Annotated in this window: 23 protein-coding genes; 13 read left to right on the top strand and 10 right to left on the bottom strand. The window is 63.3% G+C overall.

Annotation, left to right across the window (positions count from 1 at the left end):
• Positions 1-67: 67 nt before the first annotated feature.
• The 4 genes from C7443_RS01160 (at position 68) to infA (ending at position 2956) form a co-directional block, all read left to right on the top strand.
• Complete coding sequence (locus tag C7443_RS01160; RefSeq protein ID WP_110016741.1) at positions 68-1219, top strand: GNAT family N-acetyltransferase; 1152 nt, start codon at positions 68-70, stop codon at positions 1217-1219.
• Positions 1216-1932: a leucyl/phenylalanyl-tRNA--protein transferase gene (aat, locus tag C7443_RS01165; protein WP_110016742.1), complete on the top strand. Its 717-nt coding sequence runs from the start codon at positions 1216-1218 to the stop codon at positions 1930-1932. The genes C7443_RS01160 and aat overlap by 4 nt, the downstream gene beginning before the upstream one ends.
• Positions 1932-2657 carry an arginyltransferase gene (locus tag C7443_RS01170; protein ID WP_110016743.1) on the top strand — a complete coding sequence of 242 codons (726 nt, stop codon included), beginning with the start codon at positions 1932-1934 and terminating at the stop codon, positions 2655-2657. Before aat ends, C7443_RS01170 begins: the two co-directional genes overlap by 1 nt.
• 80 nt (positions 2658-2737) lie before the next feature.
• Positions 2738-2956, top strand: a complete 219-nt coding sequence (gene infA / locus C7443_RS01175) for a translation initiation factor IF-1 (protein WP_110016744.1) — start codon at positions 2738-2740, stop codon at positions 2954-2956.
• Between the two features lie 93 nt (positions 2957-3049).
• Here infA and clpA read toward each other — a convergent pair whose 3' ends face one another.
• The 3 genes from clpA to aceA form a co-directional block, all read right to left on the bottom strand.
• Positions 3050-5317, bottom strand: coding sequence for an ATP-dependent Clp protease ATP-binding subunit ClpA (clpA, locus tag C7443_RS01180; RefSeq protein ID WP_110016745.1), 2268 nt, complete (start codon positions 5315-5317; stop codon positions 3050-3052).
• Positions 5318-5369: 52 nt separating this feature from the next.
• Positions 5370-5693, bottom strand: a complete 324-nt coding sequence (gene clpS, locus C7443_RS01185) for an ATP-dependent Clp protease adapter ClpS (RefSeq protein WP_110016746.1) — start codon at positions 5691-5693, stop codon at positions 5370-5372.
• Between the two features lie 182 nt (positions 5694-5875).
• The gene (gene aceA / locus C7443_RS01190; RefSeq protein ID WP_110016747.1) at positions 5876-7153 is read right to left on the bottom strand and encodes an isocitrate lyase; all 1278 of its coding nucleotides are present in this window, start codon (positions 7151-7153) and stop codon (positions 5876-5878) included.
• A 269-nt stretch (positions 7154-7422) separates the two neighbouring features.
• Here aceA and C7443_RS01195 point away from each other — a divergent pair, with 269 nt between their 5' ends.
• Complete coding sequence (locus C7443_RS01195; protein WP_110016748.1) at positions 7423-8367, top strand: LysR family transcriptional regulator; 945 nt, start codon at positions 7423-7425, stop codon at positions 8365-8367.
• Positions 8368-8373: 6 nt separating this feature from the next.
• Here the strand turns inward: C7443_RS01195 and C7443_RS01200 are convergent, their stop codons facing one another.
• On the bottom strand, positions 8374-8706 hold the full coding sequence (locus C7443_RS01200) for a 4a-hydroxytetrahydrobiopterin dehydratase (RefSeq protein ID WP_110016749.1): 333 nt from the start codon (positions 8704-8706) through the stop codon (positions 8374-8376).
• 127 nt (positions 8707-8833) lie between these two features.
• Between C7443_RS01200 and C7443_RS01205 the strand changes: the two genes are divergently transcribed.
• The 4 genes from C7443_RS01205 to C7443_RS01220 all read left to right on the top strand — a co-directional run bounded on the left by C7443_RS01205 (position 8834) and on the right by C7443_RS01220 (position 12608).
• On the top strand, positions 8834-9280 hold the full coding sequence (locus C7443_RS01205) for an NUDIX hydrolase (RefSeq protein WP_110016750.1): 447 nt from the start codon (positions 8834-8836) through the stop codon (positions 9278-9280).
• Between the two features lie 172 nt (positions 9281-9452).
• Positions 9453-10526, top strand: a complete 1074-nt coding sequence (gene pdhA / locus C7443_RS01210) for a pyruvate dehydrogenase (acetyl-transferring) E1 component subunit alpha (protein WP_110016751.1) — start codon at positions 9453-9455, stop codon at positions 10524-10526.
• Positions 10519-11499 (top strand): alpha-ketoacid dehydrogenase subunit beta, encoded by a 981-nt coding sequence (locus tag C7443_RS01215; protein ID WP_110016752.1) that lies wholly within the window; start codon positions 10519-10521, stop codon positions 11497-11499. Before pdhA ends, C7443_RS01215 begins: the two co-directional genes overlap by 8 nt.
• Positions 11499-12608: a dihydrolipoamide acetyltransferase family protein gene (locus tag C7443_RS01220; RefSeq protein ID WP_110016753.1), complete on the top strand. Its 1110-nt coding sequence runs from the start codon at positions 11499-11501 to the stop codon at positions 12606-12608. The genes C7443_RS01215 and C7443_RS01220 overlap by 1 nt, the downstream gene beginning before the upstream one ends.
• A 21-nt stretch (positions 12609-12629) precedes the next feature.
• Here C7443_RS01220 and rdgC read toward each other — a convergent pair whose 3' ends face one another.
• Positions 12630-13547: a recombination-associated protein RdgC gene (rdgC, locus tag C7443_RS01225; protein WP_110016754.1), complete on the bottom strand. Its 918-nt coding sequence runs from the start codon at positions 13545-13547 to the stop codon at positions 12630-12632.
• A 225-nt stretch (positions 13548-13772) separates the two neighbouring features.
• Here rdgC and C7443_RS01230 point away from each other — a divergent pair, with 225 nt between their 5' ends.
• Positions 13773-14135 carry a phasin family protein gene (locus tag C7443_RS01230; protein ID WP_110016755.1) on the top strand — a complete coding sequence of 121 codons (363 nt, stop codon included), beginning with the start codon at positions 13773-13775 and terminating at the stop codon, positions 14133-14135.
• A 73-nt stretch (positions 14136-14208) separates the two neighbouring features.
• Here the strand turns inward: C7443_RS01230 and glgC are convergent, their stop codons facing one another.
• On the bottom strand, positions 14209-15525 hold the full coding sequence (gene glgC, locus C7443_RS01235) for a glucose-1-phosphate adenylyltransferase (RefSeq protein ID WP_110016756.1): 1317 nt from the start codon (positions 15523-15525) through the stop codon (positions 14209-14211).
• A gap of 109 nt (positions 15526-15634) precedes the next feature.
• Here glgC and C7443_RS01240 point away from each other — a divergent pair, with 109 nt between their 5' ends.
• A complete protein-coding gene (locus C7443_RS01240; protein WP_110016757.1) occupies positions 15635-15823 on the top strand; it encodes a helix-turn-helix domain-containing protein in 189 nt (62 codons plus the stop codon).
• A 4-nt stretch (positions 15824-15827) separates the two neighbouring features.
• Here the strand turns inward: C7443_RS01240 and mtnC are convergent, their stop codons facing one another.
• The 4 genes from mtnC to C7443_RS01260 all read right to left on the bottom strand — a co-directional run bounded on the left by mtnC (position 15828) and on the right by C7443_RS01260 (position 18113).
• A complete protein-coding gene (mtnC, locus tag C7443_RS01245) occupies positions 15828-16514 on the bottom strand; it encodes an acireductone synthase (protein WP_110016758.1) in 687 nt (228 codons plus the stop codon).
• A gap of 69 nt (positions 16515-16583) precedes the next feature.
• A complete protein-coding gene (locus C7443_RS01250; protein WP_110016759.1) occupies positions 16584-17129 on the bottom strand; it encodes a 1,2-dihydroxy-3-keto-5-methylthiopentene dioxygenase in 546 nt (181 codons plus the stop codon).
• Complete coding sequence (locus C7443_RS01255) at positions 17122-17745, bottom strand: methylthioribulose 1-phosphate dehydratase (RefSeq protein WP_246004512.1); 624 nt, start codon at positions 17743-17745, stop codon at positions 17122-17124. Before C7443_RS01255 ends, C7443_RS01250 begins: the two co-directional genes overlap by 8 nt.
• A 128-nt stretch (positions 17746-17873) precedes the next feature.
• Positions 17874-18113 carry an HP1242/YdcH family protein gene (locus C7443_RS01260; protein ID WP_110016761.1) on the bottom strand — a complete coding sequence of 80 codons (240 nt, stop codon included), beginning with the start codon at positions 18111-18113 and terminating at the stop codon, positions 17874-17876.
• 116 nt (positions 18114-18229) lie between these two features.
• On the opposite strand from C7443_RS01260, the gene C7443_RS01265 reads away from it, so the two are divergent.
• Together C7443_RS01265 and C7443_RS01270 are read left to right on the top strand one after the other, a co-directional pair.
• Positions 18230-19339, top strand: a complete 1110-nt coding sequence (locus C7443_RS01265; RefSeq protein ID WP_110016762.1) for a PQQ-dependent sugar dehydrogenase — start codon at positions 18230-18232, stop codon at positions 19337-19339.
• A 12-nt stretch (positions 19340-19351) separates the two neighbouring features.
• Complete coding sequence (locus tag C7443_RS01270) at positions 19352-20101, top strand: YdcF family protein (protein ID WP_110016763.1); 750 nt, start codon at positions 19352-19354, stop codon at positions 20099-20101.
• Positions 20102-20375 lie beyond the last annotated feature (274 nt).

A 20375-nucleotide genomic window follows, 5' to 3' on the forward strand; every position in this document is an offset into this window, starting at 1 on the left:
AAACCGAAGTCACGGCTCGCTCTTTGCGACGCTCGGCGACTCCGGAAGTGCTTTCAGGATTGCCAAAATGGAACTGCGCCGCCACCAGAGTTTTCTCGATCTGCCAAGCACGGACTGGAACCGCCTGGTGGCGGATGCCGATCCATTTCTCGACCACGCCTTCCTCTGCGCACTGGAACGTCACGGCTGTCTCGGCGAGGCCACCGGCTGGCACCCCCTGCCACTGACCGTGGTCGACGATGACGGCCAGCTGGTCGGCGCCTGTCCGCTGTTCATCAAGACCAACTCATACGGTGAGTTCGTGTTCGACTGGGCCTGGGCCGAAGCGTATGCCCGGCAAGGGCTGCGCTACTACCCGAAGCTGGTCAGCGCCATTCCCTTCACCCCGGCCACCGGCCAGCGGCTGCTGGTCGACGACGCCCTCGACAAGCACACCGAGATCCGACGTCTGCTGGCCGAGGGCATCGTCGAACTGACGCGGGAAACCGGCTGCTCGTCGGCGCACGTGTTGTTCCCGGATGAACGCGAGCTGCCGGCGCTGCGCAGCGCCGGTATGTCGCATCGCGTCGGATGCCAGTTCCATTGGCACAATCGCGCCTATCGCGATTTCGAGGATTTTCTCGATGCCCTCAGTGCCAAGAAACGCAAAAACCTGCGCCAGGAACGCCGGCGCGTCCACGAGGCAGGCATCGAGCTTGAGTGCATCGACGGCACCGCCATCACCGCAGCACAGTGGGCTCAGTTTCATACGTTCTATTGCGACACCTTCGATCGCCGTGGTGGCGTCCCGACCTTGACACTGGACTTCTTTCGCGCCGTCGGCTCGGCACTCGGAGCGCGCGTTCATCTGGTGCTGGCCCACGCTGAAGGCACGACCGTTGCCGCCGCGCTCAGCTACAGCAGTCGGCACACCTTGTATGGCCGACATTGGGGGTGCGCAGCGCATTTCGATTCGCTGCACTTCGAAGCCTGCTATTACCAAGGCATGGAGCTGTGTATGCGTAATGGCCTGACCCGCTTCGAACCCGGGGCTCAAGGCGAGCACAAGGTACCCCGCGGGTTCGTCCCGACGCTGACGCACTCGACCCATTGGATTGCCCACACCGGTTTCCGCCATGCGATTGACGATTTTCTGGAGCGTGAAACTCCAGCCGTCGCACGCTACGCGGAGGAGCTCTCCACCCACCTGCCCTACCGTCATTCCACATCCGCCACATGAAGCCGCTGAGCTGGTTGGACGCCCGCAATCCGGGCGCCCCATTTCCGAATCCGCAAAACGCCCTGCGCGAGCCGAACGGCCTGCTGGCCGTCGGCGGCGGCCTTGAACCGCAGCGGCTGCTCAACGCTTATCGCAGCGGCATCTTCCCCTGGTTCGATGCCGGTCAGCCGATCCTCTGGTGGTCTCCCGATCCGCGCACGATCTTTCTGCCCGACCACATTCACGTTTCCCACAGCCTGCGCAAACGGCTGCGAGGCGCCCACTATCGGTCGAGTTTCGATCATGCCTTCGCAGAGGTCATCGACGCGTGCGCCGCTCCGCGGCCCAATGCTCCATCGTCATGGATCACGGCGCAGATGCGCGATGCCTACTGCACGCTGCATGCGCTCGGCTACGCACATTCCGTGGAGACCTGGTATGACGACACCCTGATCGGCGGCCTCTATGGCGTCGCGCTCGGCGGGGTGTTCTTCGGCGAATCGATGTTCAGCCGCCGCTCTGATGCCTCCAAGGTCGCACTGGTGCAGCTCGCCGGGCTGCTGCTGCGACGCGGCTTCGGCTTCATCGACTGCCAGATGGAAACCGACCATCTGTTGAGCTTGGGCGCGCAGACGATTTCACGCGATCACTTCCTCTCTCTGCTGCGCGCGCAGGTCACGCGACCGTTGCCGGTCGACTCGTGGCGCCACGAACCTCCCATGGTATTCCGCTGATGGCCGCGCCCCGCTCGGAACTCGGCAGTCTGCGCCTGTTCCTGACTGACACCCATCCCTGCAGCTATCTCGAAGGACTGTCTGCGCGCAATCTGGTCGCTGATCCGCTCGCCGTCTGCGAAACACTGTATTCGGCCCTCGCCCGCCATGGTTTTCGCCGCAGTGGCGAGCACGTCTACCGCCCCCACTGCCATGGCTGTCACGCCTGCCAGTCATTGCGCATTCCGGTCATGCAATTCCGCGCGGACCGCAGTCAGAAACGGACCTGGCAGCGCAACCACGACCTTACCGCGCACAAGCTCGAACCGATATTCCGCGACGAACACTTTGCGCTGTTCGAGCGCTACCTAAAACTGCGCCACCCGGACGGCGGCATGGATGACGCCACCCCGGAGAGTTATCTCGGCTTCGTCAGCTCCACCTGGAGCCGTACTTACCTGACGGAATTCCGCTGCGATCAACGCCTGCTCGCGGTGGCCGTCATCGATGTTCTGGGGGACGGACTCTCTGCCGTATATACATATTATGATCCCGACTATCCCCAGCGATCGCTCGGTACCTATGCGGTGCTTTGGCAAATCATGGAGGCGTGCCGGCACGGCCTGCCGTACGTCTATCTCGGCTACTGGGTGCAGAACTGCCGGAAGATGAGTTACAAAATCCGTTTCCAGCCGCATGAATTATTCATCGATGGAGACTGGATAAGCAGCGATGCGGCTTGCTGAATCAACACCATTTGGCTATTTTGTCGCGCTGCATCAGGGCCGGCCCGACGGCACGTGCCCGATCCACGAGACAAGAGGCAATGTCGAAAGAAGATCACATCGAAATGGAAGGCACGGTCGTGGAGACCCTGCCCAACACCATGTTCCGCGTTGAGCTCGAAAACGGCCACGTTGTCACTGCCCATATTTCCGGGCGCATGCGCAAGCATTACATCCGCATATTGACCGGTGACAAGGTGCGCGTCGAGCTGACCCCTTATGACCTGAGCAAGGGTCGTATCACTTACCGCGGCCGTTAAAACCTGCGGCAATACAGCCCCGCTCCGCTTCAGCGAGCTGCACGATCAGCCTCTTCCTTCCAGAAAGAAAGAGGCTGATTGCCGTGTGCCTGATCAGGCCCCTGACACCTCGGTCGCCTCTTCCGCGACATCCAGTCTCAGTTCGTCGCCGACGCAGTCGATGGTCACATGGCCGCCTTCCACCAAGCGCCCAAACAGCAACTCCTCAGCCAAGGGCTTCTTGATGTGCTCCTGAATCACACGCGCCATTGGCCGTGCACCCATCTTGCGGTCGTAGCCACGCTCAGCCAGCCAAGAGCGTGCCGCATCGGTCACTTCCAGGTTCACATGCCGCGGCACCAGCTGCGCTTCCAGCTCAATGATGAACTTGTCGACGACGTGGCCGATGGTTGAAGACTCCAGCGCCGCAAACTGGATGATCGCATCGAGACGGTTGCGGAACTCCGGCGAGAACATGCGACGGATGACGTCCATGCTGTCGGTCGTATGATCCTCGGTGGTGAAACCGATACCAGAGCGCTCGAGCTGATCGGCGCCGGCATTGGTGGTCATCACCAGAATCACATTGCGGAAGTCCGCCTTGCGGCCGTTGTTGTCCGTCAGCGTGCCGTGATCCATGACCTGCAGCAGCAGGTTGAACACGTCCGGATGGGCCTTCTCGATCTCATCGAGCAACAGCACGGAATGCGGGTGCTTGAGGATCGCATCCGTCAGCAGCCCGCCCTGATCGAAGCCCACATAGCCAGGCGGCGCACCGATCAGACGCGACACCGTGTGCCGCTCCATGTATTCGGACATGTCGAAGCGGATCAATTCGATCCCCAGCGCCTTGGCCAACTGCCGCGTCACTTCCGTCTTGCCAACGCCCGTCGGACCCGCGAACAGGAACGAGCCGATCGGCTTCTCCTCATTGCCCAGCCCGGAACGCGCCATCTTGATCGAGTTGGCGAGTACGCCGATCGCCGGGTCCTGACCGAACACGACCAGCTTCAGATTGCGTTCGAGGTTACGCAGCGTGTCCTTGTCCGAGGCCGAGACGGTCTTCGGCGGAATGCGCGCAATCTTGGCAATGATCGCCTCGATTTCCGGCACGCCGATGGTCTTCTTGCGCCGGTTGAGCGGCAGCAGACGCTGGCTGGCACCGGCCTCGTCGATGACGTCGATCGCCTTGTCCGGCAGGTGCCGGTCATTGATGTAGCGCGCCGACAGCTCGACGGCGGCCCGCAGGCCCTTCATCGAGTAGCGCACATCGTGATGCTCCTCGAAACGCCCCTTGAGGCCCTTGAGGATCTGATACGTTTCTTCGACGGACGGCTCCGGCACGTCGATCTTCTGGAAACGCCGCGCCAAAGCGCGGTCCTTCTCGAAGATGCCGCGGTATTCCTGATAGGTGGTCGAACCGATGCACTTGAGGTCACCCGACGCCAGCGCCGGCTTGATCAGGTTGGAGGCATCCATGACGCCTCCCGACGCGGCACCGGCACCGATCACCGTGTGGATCTCGTCGATGAACAGGACAGCGTTCTTTTCCTTGCGCAGCTGGGTCAGAACAGCCTTCAGGCGTTTCTCGAAATCGCCGCGGTACTTGGTGCCCGCCACCAGCGAACCAAGATCCAGAGAGTAGATCGTGGCCTTCTTCAGCACGTCCGGCACTTTGCCTTCGACGATGAGCTTGGCAAGCCCCTCAGCGATCGCAGTCTTGCCGACGCCGGCCTCGCCGACGAACAAGGGGTTGTTCTTGCGGCGCCGGCACAGGATCTGCACCGTGCGCTCGATCTCCTCGGCACGGCCGATCAGCGGATCGATGCGCCCCTGCTTGGCCGCCTCATTCAGGTTAGTTGCGTAGGTATCGAGCGGCCGACCGCTCGGCTGCTCGGGCGCGTCCTCGTCGCTGCCATTCGCGGCACCGTTCTGCTCTCCTTCGTCGGCAACCTTGGAAATACCGTGCGAGATGTAGTTGATGACGTCCAGGCGGCTGATGTCTTGGCGTTTGAGCACATACACCGCCTGCGAATCCTGCTCACCGAAAATCGCGACCAGCACGTTGGCGCCGGTCACCTCCTTGTTGCCTGACGACTGCACATGCAGAACCGCACGCTGCAGCACCCGCTGGAAGCCGAGTGTCGGCTGTGTCTCCCGTGGATCGTCTGCCGAGAGCACTGGCGTGCTTTCCCGGATGAAGGCCTGCAGTTCGGTCTTTAGCTTCTCGATGTTTCCACCGCAGGCACGCAGGACCTCGGCGGCGGAAGGATTGTCGAGCAAAGCGAGCAGCAGGTGCTCAACCGTCATGAACTCGTGACGGCTGTCGCGCGCATCGCGGAAAGCCATATTGATGGTGAATTCCAATTCTTTGCTCAACATGTCGACAACCTCGTTCTGCTGAAACGTTAACGACGCGCTGCAACTCCCATTGTCAGGTTTCTTCCATGACGCAGAGCAATGGATGTTGGTGCGTCCGCGCAAAGGCATTCACCTGATTTACCTTGGTCTCTGCAACGTCGCGGCTGAAAACGCCGCATACTCCCTTGCCACGCGTATGCACATGAAGCATCACCTGTGTAGCTTTTTCACGATTCATGCCAAAAAAGCTTTCAAGCACCTGTACGACAAACTCCATCGGTGTGTAGTCATCGTTGAGCAACAAAACCTGATACATACGCGGCGGCCGAATCTCCGGTTTGGCCTTCTCTACGGCCAAACCACCATCGCCGTGTCTTGGAGCGTTTTCCTGAGACATTGGCAAACCCGAATCGATGTCAAAGCGATCGCGGCCCTGATCCTGATCACAGCCGCTACCTAGTTCTTAGATATACGGAAGCAACAGAGTTTCTTCCAGACCCACGCGAGCATGAAACGCGCAAAGAAAAACCCGGCAGCCGAAGCCGCCGGGTTTGATCATGCATTACTGCTGCCAGAAACTCAGTGGAACTGCTCTTCTTCCGTCGAGCCGGTCAGCGCGGTCAGCGAGGAGGTGCCGCCCGAGATGACCTGGGTCACGTCGTCGAAGTAACCGGTACCCACTTCGCGCTGGTGCTTGACGGCGGTGAAACCGCGGTCGACAGCGGCGAACTCGGCCTGCTGCAGCTCGACGAAGGCCGACATCTGGCGCTCGGCGTAGCCCTGAGCCAGGTTGAACATCGAGTAGTTCAGGCTGTGGAAACCGGCCAGCGTGATGAACTGGAACTTGAAGCCCATCGCACCGAGCTCGCGCTGGAACTTGGCGATGGTTGCATCGTCCAGGTTCTTCTTCCAGTTGAAGGACGGCGAGCAGTTGTAGGCCAGCATCTGCTCCGGATAGACCTTGTGGATGCCTTCGGCGAACTTCTTGGCCTGCTCCAGATCCGGCACGCCGGTCTCGCACCAGATCAGGTCGGAGTACGGGGCATACGAAATGCCACGGGCGATCGCCTGGTCCAGACCATTGCGGACACGGTAGAAGCCTTCGACCGTCCGCTCGCTGCTGACGATGAAGTCCTTGTCGCGCGGATCGATGTCGGAGGTGATCAGGTTGGCTGCTTCGGCATCGGTACGGGCGATGACGAGGGTCTGCGTACCCATGAGGTCAGCCGCCAGGCGGGCCGCGACGAGCTTGGCAATCGCTTCCTGCGTCGGCACCAGCACCTTGCCGCCCATGTGACCGCACTTCTTCGCCGAGGCGAGCTGGTCTTCCCAGTGCACGCCGGCGGCGCCGGCCTTGATCATCGCCTTCATCAGCTCGAAGGCGTTCAGCACGCCACCGAAACCGGCTTCAGCGTCCGCCACGATCGGCTGGAAGAAATCGATCGAATCGTTACCCTCGGCGTGATACAGCTCGTCGGCACGCATCAGGGTGTTATTGATACGCTCGACGACGGCCGGTACCGAGTTGACCGGGTACAGTGACTGGTCGGGATACATCGCACCGGCCAGGTTGGCATCGCCGGCAACCTGCCAGCCCGACAGATAGATGGCTTTGAGGCCGGCCTTGACCTGCTGCATCGCCTGATTGCCGGTGAGCGCGCCGAGCGCATTCACGAACGGCATTTCGTTGACGTACTTCCACAGCTTTTCGGCGCCCTTCTGCGCCAGGGTGTACTCGATGCCGGCGGTGCCGCGCAGACGCACGACTTCCTCAGCCGAATACGGACGGGTGATGCCCTTCCAGCGCGGGTTCTCGGCCCAGTCCTTCTTCAGCTGCTCAACGCTCAGGTGCGGCATTTCTCAGAATCTCCTGTACATACGAGGGGGCAAACGACAATCAAGACACTACCAAGCAAACACAGACCCATTCACCGGCGGGCAAGAACCTCTCCCGCCATGGAACACAGAGGGAAAAGGAACAACTGCCCAGCATCATTTCACATAATGAAAATGCAGTGCGTACCGAGAAATTGCGCGGAGTCTATGCGGCTATGCAGCAATTGACAAGCACGTTTCATTAATTGTTAGTATTTAAAAAATAAATAATTGAGCGATATCAATCCCACGTGAATACCTCGATCAACCGCCATTACTACAAGCACAACCTGCTGCAGCAGTTGCGAGGTTTCTGCTATGCGGTACAAACAGGGAGCATTTCCCGCGCTGCGGAGAAGATGTTTCTCAGCCAACCCTCTGTTTCACTTCAAATTCAAGCACTTGAAAGAGAGCTCGGGGTAACGCTGTTCGAGCGACGAGGGCCGAAGATTCGTCTCACGCCAGAGGGGCAGACCTTATATGAGATGGCTCTGCCGCTGCTTGAGGGGCTCGACAACCTGCCCGAAACTTTCATGGCGCGCAGGGACAGCATCGAAACCGGCGAGCTGAACATTACGGCCGGTGAGGCCACGATCCTCTATCTGCTGCCGGATATCGTGAAGCGCTTCTGTGCCGCGCATCCGGGCATTCGCGTGCGCTTCCATAATGTCCCGGGCCGCGAGGGGCTGCGGCTGATGCGCGACGACGCCGTCGATTTCGCCGTCGGTTCGTTCCGTGATGTACCGGACGACATCACCTACCAACCGATCTACGCCTTCGACCAGATGCTGATCACGCCCACGGAACATCCGCTGGCGAACAAACCCGACATCACGCTGGCCGATATCAGTGGCTACGAGTTCATCCTACCGCCGCGCGGCCTGAACACGTTGTCGATGGTCGAACTCGCCTTCCAGGAACAGGGGCTGAGTCTGAACGTGCGCCTGGAAGCCGGCGGCTGGGCGGTCATCAAGCACTACGTCGAGATGGGCCTGGGCATCTCCATCGTCTCCGGCATCTGCATCACACCGGAGGATCGCGTCGCAGCGCATTCCCTGAATCGCTACTTCCCGCGCCGCACCTACGGGGTGGTGATGCGCCGCGGCAAGTTCCTCACGCCGCAGGCCAAACGCTTCATCGAGTTCATCGACCCGAACTTTTTCATACTCGACCAGACCTTCGGTGAAGGCGGATGAACACCCTCAGGCGGTCGGCAAAGCGTCAATCTTGGCCGCCAGGATGTAATCGTTGACGTGCAATCCGGCGATGGCATGCGTGTAGACCACCACGTCAACATAGCCCCAGCCGAAATGCAGGTCCGGATGATGCCCCTCCTCTTCGGCCAGTGCGCCGATGCGGTTGACGAAAGCCAGCGCCGACACGAAATCCGGAAAACCGAAGTGCCGACGCAGACGTGTCGCACCGCCTTCGAGCATCCAGCCCGGTACTGAGGCAAGCAGATCATTCGCCTCGGTCATCGAAAGCGGCGGTATCCCGCCCCTGCATGGAGTACAACGCTGCTGTCTCAGATCCATATCCGAATCGTCCTCGCATCAAGGTCTGAAAGCCGGCCGGCCTCCACCAAACCGGGGCCTGCTGCGGCCGGGCCGCCGGATCATTCACCGGGCAGATTCGAAACACCGTAGGGAGGCTTGCCCCGCCATGCGCTGGTTTCCGCACGTTACTGTAGCGACGATCGTTGAACGCGATGGTCACTTTCTGATGGTTGAAGAAGACAAGGGAAGCGGCTCAGTGTTCAACCAGCCGGCGGGCCATCTTGAAAACGGTGAATCCCTGCTCGACGCCGCGCGGCGTGAAACGCTCGAAGAAACCGGATGGGACGTAGCTATCGACGGACTCATCGGCTTCTATCAATGGCGCAACCCGGGCAAGGACGAAACCTACCTGCGCGCCTGCTTCCATGCGACGCCGCTATCCCACGATCCCGCACGCCCGCTCGACACCGGCATCATCGCCGCGCACTGGCTGACGCGCGACACGCTCGGCAGCGCACAGATACGCCCGCGCAGCCCGCTGGTGCTCGCCTGCATCGACGACTACCTCGCCGGCCAGCGTTACCCGCTCGCGCTGCTGCACCAGCTCGTTTGAGCCTGCAGTCAAGCACCGTACGAAACACCTTCGTCGTCGGAATCCAACTGCAAAAAAGCGCAACGACTTTGCCAATCATGGCAAGAGTCGCCCGCAGGGTCTAAAGCAGGCGGGAAGCACGGCGCATGACGCCCTCTCGGGCGGCACGATGAGCGCCGCCCAGGAGGAAACGATGAGTGTCGTCGCCCATTTCGATGTCCATCGCGTCCAATACCTCGACGCCGGCAGTCACCTGGTTGCCGACGCACCCGCGCTGGCCCGCGACCGTGCCCACCTGAGTGCGCTGTACCGGGCGATGGTGCGCACACGGATCTTCGATGCCAAAGCCGTCGCCCTGCAGCGCACCGGACGCCTCGGCACCTATGCCGCCTGTCTGGGGCAGGAAGCCATCGGCGTCTGCATCGCCGACCGCATGCAGACGAATGACGTGCTGCTGCCCTCGTACCGGGAAACCGCGGCCTATCTGGGGCGGGGCGTGCGCATGGAAGAGCTGCTGCTGTACTGGGGCGGTGACGAGCGCGGCATGGACTTCGCCGACGATCGCGAAGATTTCCCGATCTGCGTACCGATCGCCACGCAGTTGACCCAGGCCACAGGCGTCGCAGCCGCCTTCGCCTACCGCAGCGAAGCGCGTGTCGCGGTGGCTGTCTGCGGTGATGGCGCCACCTCACAGGGCGATTTCTACGCCGCGTTGAACCTCGCCGGTGCGTGGACACTGCCGTTCATCTGCGTCGTCAACAACAATCAGTGGGCCATTTCCGTTGCCCGCAAAGCGCAGTCGGCCGCGCAGACGCTGGCACAGAAAGCCATCGCTGCCGGTATCCACGGCGTGCAGGTCGACGGCAACGACCCGATCGCACTGTGCAGCGTGCTCGATGTCGCCCTCGACCGTGCGCGACGCGGTGGTGGCGCCACGCTGATCGAGGCCCTGAGCTATCGCCTGTGTGACCACACCACCGCCGACGACGCTGCACGTTACCGCCCGCTCGAAGAAGTCGAAGCCGCACGGCAAAGCGAACCCGTCGTGCGTCTCAGGCGCTACCTGCATGCGCAGGGCTGGTGGAACGCCGATGATGAAGAAGCCCTGAAAAACGCCTGCAGCACCGAAGTCGACGGCGCGGTCGAACGCTATCTCGCCACGCCGGCACCCGAGCCGACGGCCATGTTCGATCATCTCTACGCGTCGCTGCCGGCACCCCTGCAGGCGCCGCGCGCGGCACTCGCCGCGAGGGGGAGCGATGCCTGAAATCACCCTGGTCGAAGCTATCAATCTGGCACTGGCCCGCGCGCTTGAAGAAGACGAACGCGTCCTCGTTTTCGGTGAGGATGTTGGTCACAACGGCGGCGTATTCCGTGCGACCAGCGGCTTGCAGGAACGCTTCGGTGAACGGCGCGTACGCGACACCCCGCTGAACGAAGCGATGATCGCCGGCATGGCGATCGGCATGGCAGCACAGGGGCTGCGACCCGTCGCCGAAATCCAGTTCAGCGGCTTCATCTATCCCGCGCTCGATCAGCTGATCAATCATGCCGCGCGGCTGCGCAATCGCACGCGCAGTCGCCTCAGCTGCCCGCTGGTGCTGCGCGCGCCGGCCGGTGGCGGCATCCGTGCGCCGGAGCACCACTCGGAATCCAATGAAGTGCTGCTGGCGCACATTCCCGGTCTGCGCGTCGTCATGCCCTCCTCACCGCGGCAGGCCTATGGACTGTTGCTGGCGGCGATCCGTGATCCCGATCCGGTGGTGTTCTTCGAGCCGACCCGGCTCTATCGCCTGCTGCGGGAAACCGTCGATGACGACGCCGCGGCACTGCCGCTCGACACCTGTTTCGTGCTGCGCGAAGGGCGCGACCTGACCCTGGTCGCCTGGGGCGCCAGCGTCCATGAAAGCCTGCTCGCCGCCGAACAGCTGGAGGCGCAGGCCATCTCGGCCGAGGTCATCGACGTCGCCACACTCAGCCCGCTGGACATGAGTACGATCCTCGCCTCGGTCGCCAAGACCGGGCGCTGCTGCATCGTGCACGAAGCACCGCGCAGCGGCGGCTGGGGCGCCGAGATCGCCGCACGCCTCGCCGATGAAGGACTGTTCAGCCTGCTGGCACCCGTCGCCCGCGTGACCGGCTACGACACGGTCATGCCGCTGTTCCGCCTGGAAGGCACTTACCTGCCTGACGCCGCACGCATCATTGCCGCCGCCAGACGCCTGTTGGAGTACGCCTGATGACGCCGCGCACATTCGCCCTCCCCGATCTGGGGGAAGGTCTCACGGAAGCGGAAATCGTCGCCTGGCATGTCAAAGTCGGCGACGAGGTGCATGCCGATCAGCCACTGCTGTCCGTGGAGACGGCCAAGGCGATCGTCGAGGTGCCGGCCCCTCGGGCTGGCCGCGTCGCCGCACTGTTCGGTGAGGTCGGCGATATCGTCCACGTCCATGACACACTGGTCGAATTCACCAACGGCGACAGCGACAGTGGCACCGTGGTCGGCGTGCTGGCCAGCGCCGCCTCCGCGCAGGCGGGCGCGCCGTCACCCGCGCGTGCCCATGCGGCCGCGGCTCAGGTACGGGCAACGCCCGCAGTGCGCGCCCTCGCCGCCCGCCTCGGCGTTGCCCTGAGCGATGTCACCCCGAGCGGACACGATGGCACGCTGTCGTCGGCGGACGTCGAACGCGCGGCGGCCCTCGCCAGCCGCGCCGGCCCCCTCGAACCCCTGCGCGGACCGCGGCGGGCGATGGCGCAGAACATGGCCCGCGCCCATGCGCAGGTCGTCCCGGTCAGCCTGCTCGACGAAGTCGACATCGATGCCTGGCCAGCCGCGAGCGACGTGACGCTGCGCCTGCTGCGGGCGCTGGCGGCCGGCATTGCCGCCGAGCCGGCACTGAATGCCTGGTTCGACAGTCACGCCGGCGGTCGCCGGCTGCTCAAGCAGATCGATGTCGGCATCGCCGTCGATACACCGGAATGCCTGTTCGTCCCGGTCATGCATGATGTCGGCCAGCGTAACCCGGCCAGTCTGCGTGCCGGACTGGAAGCGCTGAAATCTGCCGTGTGCCGGCGCTCGATCCCGGTCGAGGAGCTGCGCGGTGCGACAATTACGCTGTCGAACTTCGGCATGATCGCCGGCCGCCACGCCACACCGATCGTCCTGCCGCCGACTGTCGCCATTCTCGGCGCCGGCCGCATCCGGCCACAGCCGGTCGCACTCGGCACGACGATCGTCGTGCACCGCGTGCTGCCACTGTCACTGAGTTTCGATCACCGGGCTGTCACCGGCGGCGAAGCCGGCCGCTTTCTCGCGGCCGTGATGGCCGATCTGCAACGCGCGCAATAAGCCGCTGCGCTGGCTGCGGCCTCAGGCCGCGGCCGGCGCCTCGCCACCGAAGGCCGCCAGCAGCGCCGGGATGAACTCGGCGAATTCATGCGTCATCAGCGCAAAGCGCGCGTCCATTTCTTCCGCAGCGGTCTCGGCGGCAACGTCGTCCAGCTGTTCCTGCACCAGGTCGAGAAAACGCAGGCGACGCACGCACAGATCATCCGCCAGCTCACAGGCCAGACGCTGCGCCCACGCCACGGCGACGCGGGTCACCTGCTTGCCGGCTTCAAGGTGACCGCGCACTTCATCGGCCGCGAGATCCTGCCCGCGGCAACGCACGATGCCGCCCTCCTCGCCGGCATCGCGCAGCTCGCAGGCATCGCCGAGCTCGAAGCCGGCCGGCAGCGCCTGCGTTCCCGCCAGCCAGCCGGTCATGACCGCAGCGGGCGCATCGACCAGACGCAGCGGCGCGATCGGCAGCGTGCCGAGCACCTTGCGCAGGGCCGAGGTGAAATCGTCGACCGCCCGCCCGGGAGTGCCATTGACCACCAGCCAGCCACCGCGCGTATCGATATAGGCGTACAGGCGACGGCGACGCACGAAGGCGCGCGGCAGCAACTCCAGCAATACCGCGTCCTTGATCGCTTCTTTTTCCTTGCGCCGCACTTTGCGAGCTTCGCGGGCTTCGACTTCCTCGACGCGCTCATCGACGGCGTCGCGAATCACGCTTGCCGGCAACAGTTTGTCTTCGGTCTGCAAGCACACCAGCAGATAACCGGCCACAGCGTGTGCCAGCGCGCCCTCGTCCCCCCCCAGCGGGGCGACCCAGCCGTGGGTCTGCAGATCCTGGCTGCCACAGGGGCGGAACACCGCGCGCTCAAGGGCGGCCTGCAGGCTTTGTGCATCGCCTGCGAACGGCTCCGTGAAACGGAACAGGGTGAGATTTTTGAACCACATCGGGCTGCCGCATCCGTAGCCATCTAAGGGCCGCGCATTATGCGCGGAGCTTGGGGATCGCGTCACGAGTGCTACGGATTCATTAAATTGTTAAGGCCATGTACGGGTTTTGCCACGAAAAATTCCCATATTCCCAATGTTGCATCACAGCATTTGCTCCGCTATGCTGCTTAGCAACATCAGTAATTTTTACACCCACCCGCAAGTACAAAAGAGGATGCGAGCATGAACGAGCAGTTCGAAAAGATCTTCGCGCAGACCACGACCTTCACCGCCCCGATGCTCAAGGCCAGCAAGCTGGCGATCGCCGGTCTGGAAAAGCTGGTCGCGTTCGAGCTGGCCACGCTGCAGAGCTATTCGGACCTGACCATCGCCCGCCTGAAGGCGGCGACCGAGATCAGCGACGTCAAGGGTCTGCAGGATTTCTACACCACGCAGATCGAGGTGCTCAGCACCGTCCGCCAGAAGATGATGGACGACGCCAAGGCCCTGACCGACATCGGCTCCGGCGTCAAGGCCGAGTTCGACAAGCTGGCCGAGGAAACCGCTGCCGAGCTGCCGAAGGTGTTCACGCTGAAGGCTGCCTGATCGGCAAACTGCCCTCTGCCAGAACGCGAGCAAGGCCGCGGCACATCAATCGATGTCCGCGGCCTCGTCGTTTTTACTGTCGTCCCTCAGCCGCACCACTGCTCAGACCGCCAATATCCGAGGCGCGCACGTAGTGAATGCTCTGCCCCAGCATCTCGGGGGTAATCAGCACGACACCCTTCGGCGTAACCGTGAAACGGCGGCGATCCTCCGCCTCGTCGTAGCCAACCACCGTACCCTCCGGCACCTTGCAGCCGCGATCGATGACTGCCCGACGGATCCGGCAGTGACGGCCGACATCCACCCCCGGCAGCAGCACGGAATCCTCGACGTGCGACCACGAATGCACGGTCACCTTCGAAAACAGCAGTGAGTGCAACACCTCGGCGCCCGAGATCACACAGCCGCCTGAAACCATCGAGCGGATCGCCATACCGGTGCGCCCCGGCTCGTTGAACAGGAACTTGGCCGGCGGCAGCTGCACCTGGTGGGTCAGGATCGGCCACTCCTGGTCGTACAGATCGAGTTCAGGATGGGTTTCCAGCAATTCCATATTGGCCTGCCAGAACGCATCCACAGTACCGACGTCGCGCCAGTAGGGCTGGCGGCCGCTCTCCGGATCGCGGAACGGGTAGGCAAACACCCGGTGCGGACCGATCAGCGACGGAATCACGTCCATGCTGAAGTCGTGATGCGACTCCGGGTTGTCGGCATCGTGGATCAAATGGTCGAACAGGAATTCGGTGTTGAAGACGTAATTGCCCATCGAAGCCAGCGCCACGCCGGGGCGATCGGGCATCGACTCGGGATTTTCGGGCTTTTCGCTGAAGCGGGTCACGCGCCCTTCTTCATCGATCGACATCACACCGAAGGCGCGGGCCTCGTCGAGCGGGGTTTCGATGCAGGCGACGGTCATGTCTGCGCCCTTTTCGATGTGGTACGCCAACATCGGACCGTAATCCATCTTGTAGACATGGTCGCCCGCCAGCACGAGCACGAAGCGCGGCCGGTGCGAGCGGATGATGTCGAGATTCTGATACACCGCGTCCGCGGTGCCGGCGTACCACTCTTTCGAATAGCGCTGCGAAGCCGGCAACACCTCGACGAACTCGCCGAGCTCCCCGCGTAGCGTGCCCCAGGCATTGATCAGGTGGCGGATCAGCGAATAGGACTTGTATTGCGTCAACACGCAGACCCGGCGGATGCCGGAATTCATGCAGTTGGAAATCGGGAAATCGATGATGCGGAACTTGCCGCCGAAGTACACGCTGGGCTTCGCCCGCCAGCGCACGAGTTCCTGCAGTCGCCCGCCGCTGCCTCCGGCGAGAATCACTCCGAGCGTGTCTCGGGTCAGGCGGCTGATATAGCGGGGATGGTTGACCAGATCCATATGCGCGGACGCCTCGTGGGGAATACCATCGGAACCGTAATTCCCCCATCTTAGCATCAGCCGCCTGCCGCCCCCGGCAGACGCTCCAGGTCAATCGTCAATGCCCCCAATGAACACCGCCCTGATTCCTCCCGACGCCATTTATTCCATCGATACCGCCGCCCGCGTGCTCGGCGTGCAACGCCAGCACATCGAACGCTGGCTCTCGACCGGCATCCTCCACACCTGGGACCCGCACGGCGGCTGGCCACTGCGCGGCCAGGATCTGATCGATTTCCTGCGCCGTTTCGGCGACTGACAGCTCAGGCGTCGAGCTCGATCTGTGTGAAGTCAGCGACCTGGCGATGAGACACATCCTGCAGCGGTTCATCGTCACGCCGCAGCAGCCGCGTCGCCATACCGGCGGCGCGGGCCGCATCGAGCTCTTCGACGACGTCCGAAAGGAACAGAATCTGCCCGGCCGGCAGACCGATCGCCGCCGCGATGCGACAATAGGCAGCGGCCTCACGTTTGTGACCGCTGGTGGTATCGAAGTAGCCGCTGAACAGCGGCGTCAGATCGCCGCATTCGCTGTGCCCGAACATGAGCTTTTGCGCATGCACCGAGCCCGACGAATAGATATAGAGGGCAATGCCCGCGGCGTGCCAGGCGCGCAGAGCGGCGACGGCATCGGCATAGACATGTCCGCGGAACGCCCCGGCACGATAACCGGCCTCCCAGACCATGCCCTGCAACGCCTTCAGGGACGTCACCTTGCGATCGGCGTCGATCCATTCATGCAGCACGTCGATCAGAGCGCTCAGAGGCACCTCATCGGATAGCCCGGCTTCGCGCTGTACGGCGGCGATCTGCTCGGCGACGGCGGGCTCACTGGCGTGAGTCATCACGAATTCGCTGAGGTGTGCCCGGGCATAGGGAAACAGCACCTCGTGAACGAAGCGGATCGACGAGGTCGTTCCCTCGATATCAGTCAGGATGGCGCGGATCATGCAATGGCTCCGATACCGCCAGCGGCCGGCGGCGCACCGTCGCCATCCGCCGCCGCTGCGGGCGATGGCTCAGTTGGCGAGCGCCGGATAATGCTGGGCGATGTCACTGCCGGTGAAGTTCGCCACCCAGCCTTCCGGCGTGGTGAACAGGCGAATGCAGCGGAAGAACGGGTTCGGCCCCATGTCGAACCAGTGCGTCATGTTGGCCGGGATGCTGAGCAGGTCGCCCTGCGTGCAGCGCACGGCGAACACCTTGCCGTCGACATGGATGTAGAACAGTCCCTCGCCCTCGACGAAGAAACGCACCTCGTAGTCGGCATGCGTGTGTTCACTGAGGAACTTGTTGCGCATGGCATCCTTATCGGGATGCTGCGGGCTGATGCTGACGACATCGACCGACTTGAAACCGTAGCGCTGCGTCAGCTCGTCGATCGAGTCCCGGTAGGCGGCGATGATGTCGTCCTGCGTGGCATCGCCGCCGAGTTCACGATCGGCGCTCCAGCGCGAGAACAGGATGCCCGAGGGCTCCAGCGCGAGCGCAATGTCCGCTCCCAGCGTGTGCACCGCGACCGGCGCGGAAGAATCGGTGTCGGTGTAGACGCGCAGTTCACTCATGGCTGTCGAACCTCGTTTGCAGGAGCTCGCACTCGAAGAGAAATTCCAGGGCTTCGACGTGGCGCAGGGCATCGCTCACCGTCTCGCCCCAGGTGTAGAGACCGTGTCCGGCGATCAGGTAGCCGGGTGAGGCCGGCTCACGGTCGAGGTGACGTTCGACCTCCGCCGCCAGCCGCCCGATATCCTGATCGTTGGCGAAGACGGGAAGATGTACCTGACTGGTATGCGTCTCGATACCGGGGAAGGCCTTGAGCACTTCATAGTCACGCAGCCATACGCCTTGCGGCCGGCGCATCGACAGCACGGTCGCCCGCGCCGAGTGCGTATGCAGCACCGCACCAAGCTGCGGGTTACGGCGATACAGCAGTGTGTGCAGTCCGGTTTCAGCCGAGGGCCGTCTGCCCGGCGACAGCGACCGGCCATCGAGATCAGCCAGCATCAGGTCGTCGCGTTCGAGGCGCCCCTTGTGACGGCCGGACACCGTCAGCACGATGCGCCCGTCATCGAGCCGCGCCGAGAAATTGCCGCTGGTCGCGGGCACCCAGCCGCGTGAAAAGAAAAACCGCCCCGCCTCGATCAGTTGCCCGGCGAGCTCATCGAACCGGGATTCGTCCACATCAGCCATCGCGACCGGTCCGCACTGTTTTCAGGGGCTGCGCACTCTAGGGTAAACCGTCGCCCCGGTCCATCGACCGGGCGTTCACCAGCCTCGATGAACGCCCGGCGCATGGCTTGAGGCTGGCACTACTCCTTGAGCAGAGCGTACAGGCGATCTTTCAACTGCACGCGGCGTTTTTTCAGTTCTTCGGTGAAGTCGTCGGCATGGGCTTCGACGCCCTGCTCTATGCGATGAACCTGCTTGTCGAGGGTGTCATATTCCGCCATCAGGCTGCAGAACAGCCCGTCCCCCTGTGCCTTGAGCTGCTCGATGCGCTCGGCGAATTCCGGGAAGTCATGCGGCAGATCGTGCGGGTCAAGTGGCATCGGTTGCTCCTCCTGCTGAGGTTTCCGGTAAAACTAGTCCGCTAAAGTTGGTTTTCCCTCTTCGATTATGTCGAGCTGTACGACACAGCCGACTGACACGGATCATTTCCCGAGCCATGAAGCCTCCGCTGAGATGCCTGCCCGCGCTGCTGATCGCATTGACATGGCTCACGACCGCCTCGGCGGCGCCGACGGACGGGCTGCGCCTGCCGCCCGGATTCGTCATTGAGGAATGGGCCGGTGACGTGCCCGGAGCCCGCACGATGGTGCTCGGCGAGCGCGGCACGGTGTTCGTCGGCAGCCGTGACGAAGGCCGCATCTATGCCTTGCGCGATGACAGTGGCGACGGTCGTGCCGATCACCGCTGGATCGTCGCCAGCGGTCTGCAGATGCCCAACGGGCTGGCCTTGCGCGACGGCCAGCTCTACGTCGCCGACGTCGACCGCCTGCTGCGGCTGCCCGACATCGAACACTGGCTCGAACAACCGCCGCAGCCGATGCCGCTGCGCGTGCGCCTGCCCGCCGACCGCGCGCACGGCTGGCGCTACATCGCCTTCGGCCCCGACGGCTGGCTGTACGCCGGCGTCGGCGCTCCCTGCAACGTCTGTGAGCGCGACGGTTATGCACAGCTGCGCCGCATCAGCACCGACGGCGAACGCATGGAAGTCGTCGCTCAGGGCATCCGCAACACCGTTGGCTTCGCCTGGCGACCGGGTACCCGCGAGCTGTGGTTCACCGAGAACGGACGCGACTGGCTCGGCGACGACCGCCCCCCCGACGAGATCAACATCCTGTATTCCAGCCGCGCGCATTTCGGCTTTCCGTACTGTCATGGCGATGCGCTGGCCGACCCGCAATTCGGCGCCGGCCACGACTGCAGCGATTACACACCGCCGGCGCTGGCGCTGCCGGCCCATGTCGCCCCGCTGGGCATTTTGTTCTACACCGGCCAGCAGTTCCCCGCGGAGTACCGCCGGCGTGTGTTCATCGCCGAGCATGGCTCCTGGAACCGCAGCAGGAAAATCGGCTACCGCGTCATGATGGCCGATATCGTCGATGGCCGTCCGAGCAACTATCGACCGTTCATCGACGGCTTCCTGCAGGCCGACGGCAACGTCAGCGGCCGTCCCAGCTACTTGCTGCAACTGCCTGACGGCTCGCTGCTGCTCTCCGACGACCACTACGGCCGCATCTACCGCATCCGCTATGCCGCCGGCACACACTGAAACCGGCTCACCATGTTCGACGCCCTGCTGCTGCCCCCCGGCGGCCCGCTGCTGCTGACGCTGCTCGGACTGCTCATCTGCCGCTGGCGACCGCGTGCGGCACGCTGGCTGATCGGCACCGGCGTGCTGTTCGGCTACCTGGCGTCGATCTCGCTGAGCTCGGCTGTACTCGAACGCGGCCTCGACCTGCCTGCGCTGCGCACGCCTGCCGAACTCAGCGGCAGCGGCGCGCAAGCGATCGTAGTTCTCGCCGGCGGCCTGAAAACCCGTCAGCGCGAATACGGCGGTACCACCATCAACGATCTCACCTTCGGCCGCCTGCGCTTCGCCGCACGCCTGCAACGCGCCAGCGGTCTGCCGCTGCTGGTCAGTGGCGGCTACCGGGACCATGACGAGGAGCCCTCCGAAGCGGCAGCGATGGCCACCTGCCTGCGCGAAGATTTCGGCGTCGAGGTGCGCTGGCTGGAGGATCGCAGCCGCGACACTCACGGCAATGCCACGGAATCCGCGCGCATCCTGCTGCCGCTCGGCATCCGCCGCATCCTGCTGGTCAGCCATGCCGCGCACCTGCCGCGCGCCCGCGCAGCATTCATCCGCGCCGGCTTCGACGTCGTGCCGGCGCCGACACTGGCGTTCTCCTCAGGGAATGGCGAGCTGGATCTGAGCGACTGGTTGCCCAATGCCCGCACGGCCGTCGTCAACTGGTACCTGCTGCACGAGCTGCTCGGCCAATGGCTCTATCGCTGGCGCGACGGCGCTTAAGCGGCCTGACACACCCCGCATCGAACGGCAGTGAAGGCATCACGGCGGCCGCTGGCGAATCATCAAGCGCCCAGCCCGCTGCCCGACATGAGCTCACGGACGATCACCCCGCGGCGGCTGTGGTTAAAGCGCAGGGTGCAGCAAACCATGGATTTCCTGAACCAGACGATTCGCATTAAGCTATAGCGATTTTTCCGCAGCGTGGCAGGCATGCCCCGCGTGCGGGACCGAATGGACAGGGTTCCCAAACCGCCGCGCGTCGATAGACGTGACG

Source organism: Plasticicumulans acidivorans, assembly GCF_003182095.1.
In the GTDB taxonomy this organism is placed as follows: Bacteria; Pseudomonadota; Gammaproteobacteria; order Competibacterales; family Competibacteraceae; genus Plasticicumulans; species Plasticicumulans acidivorans.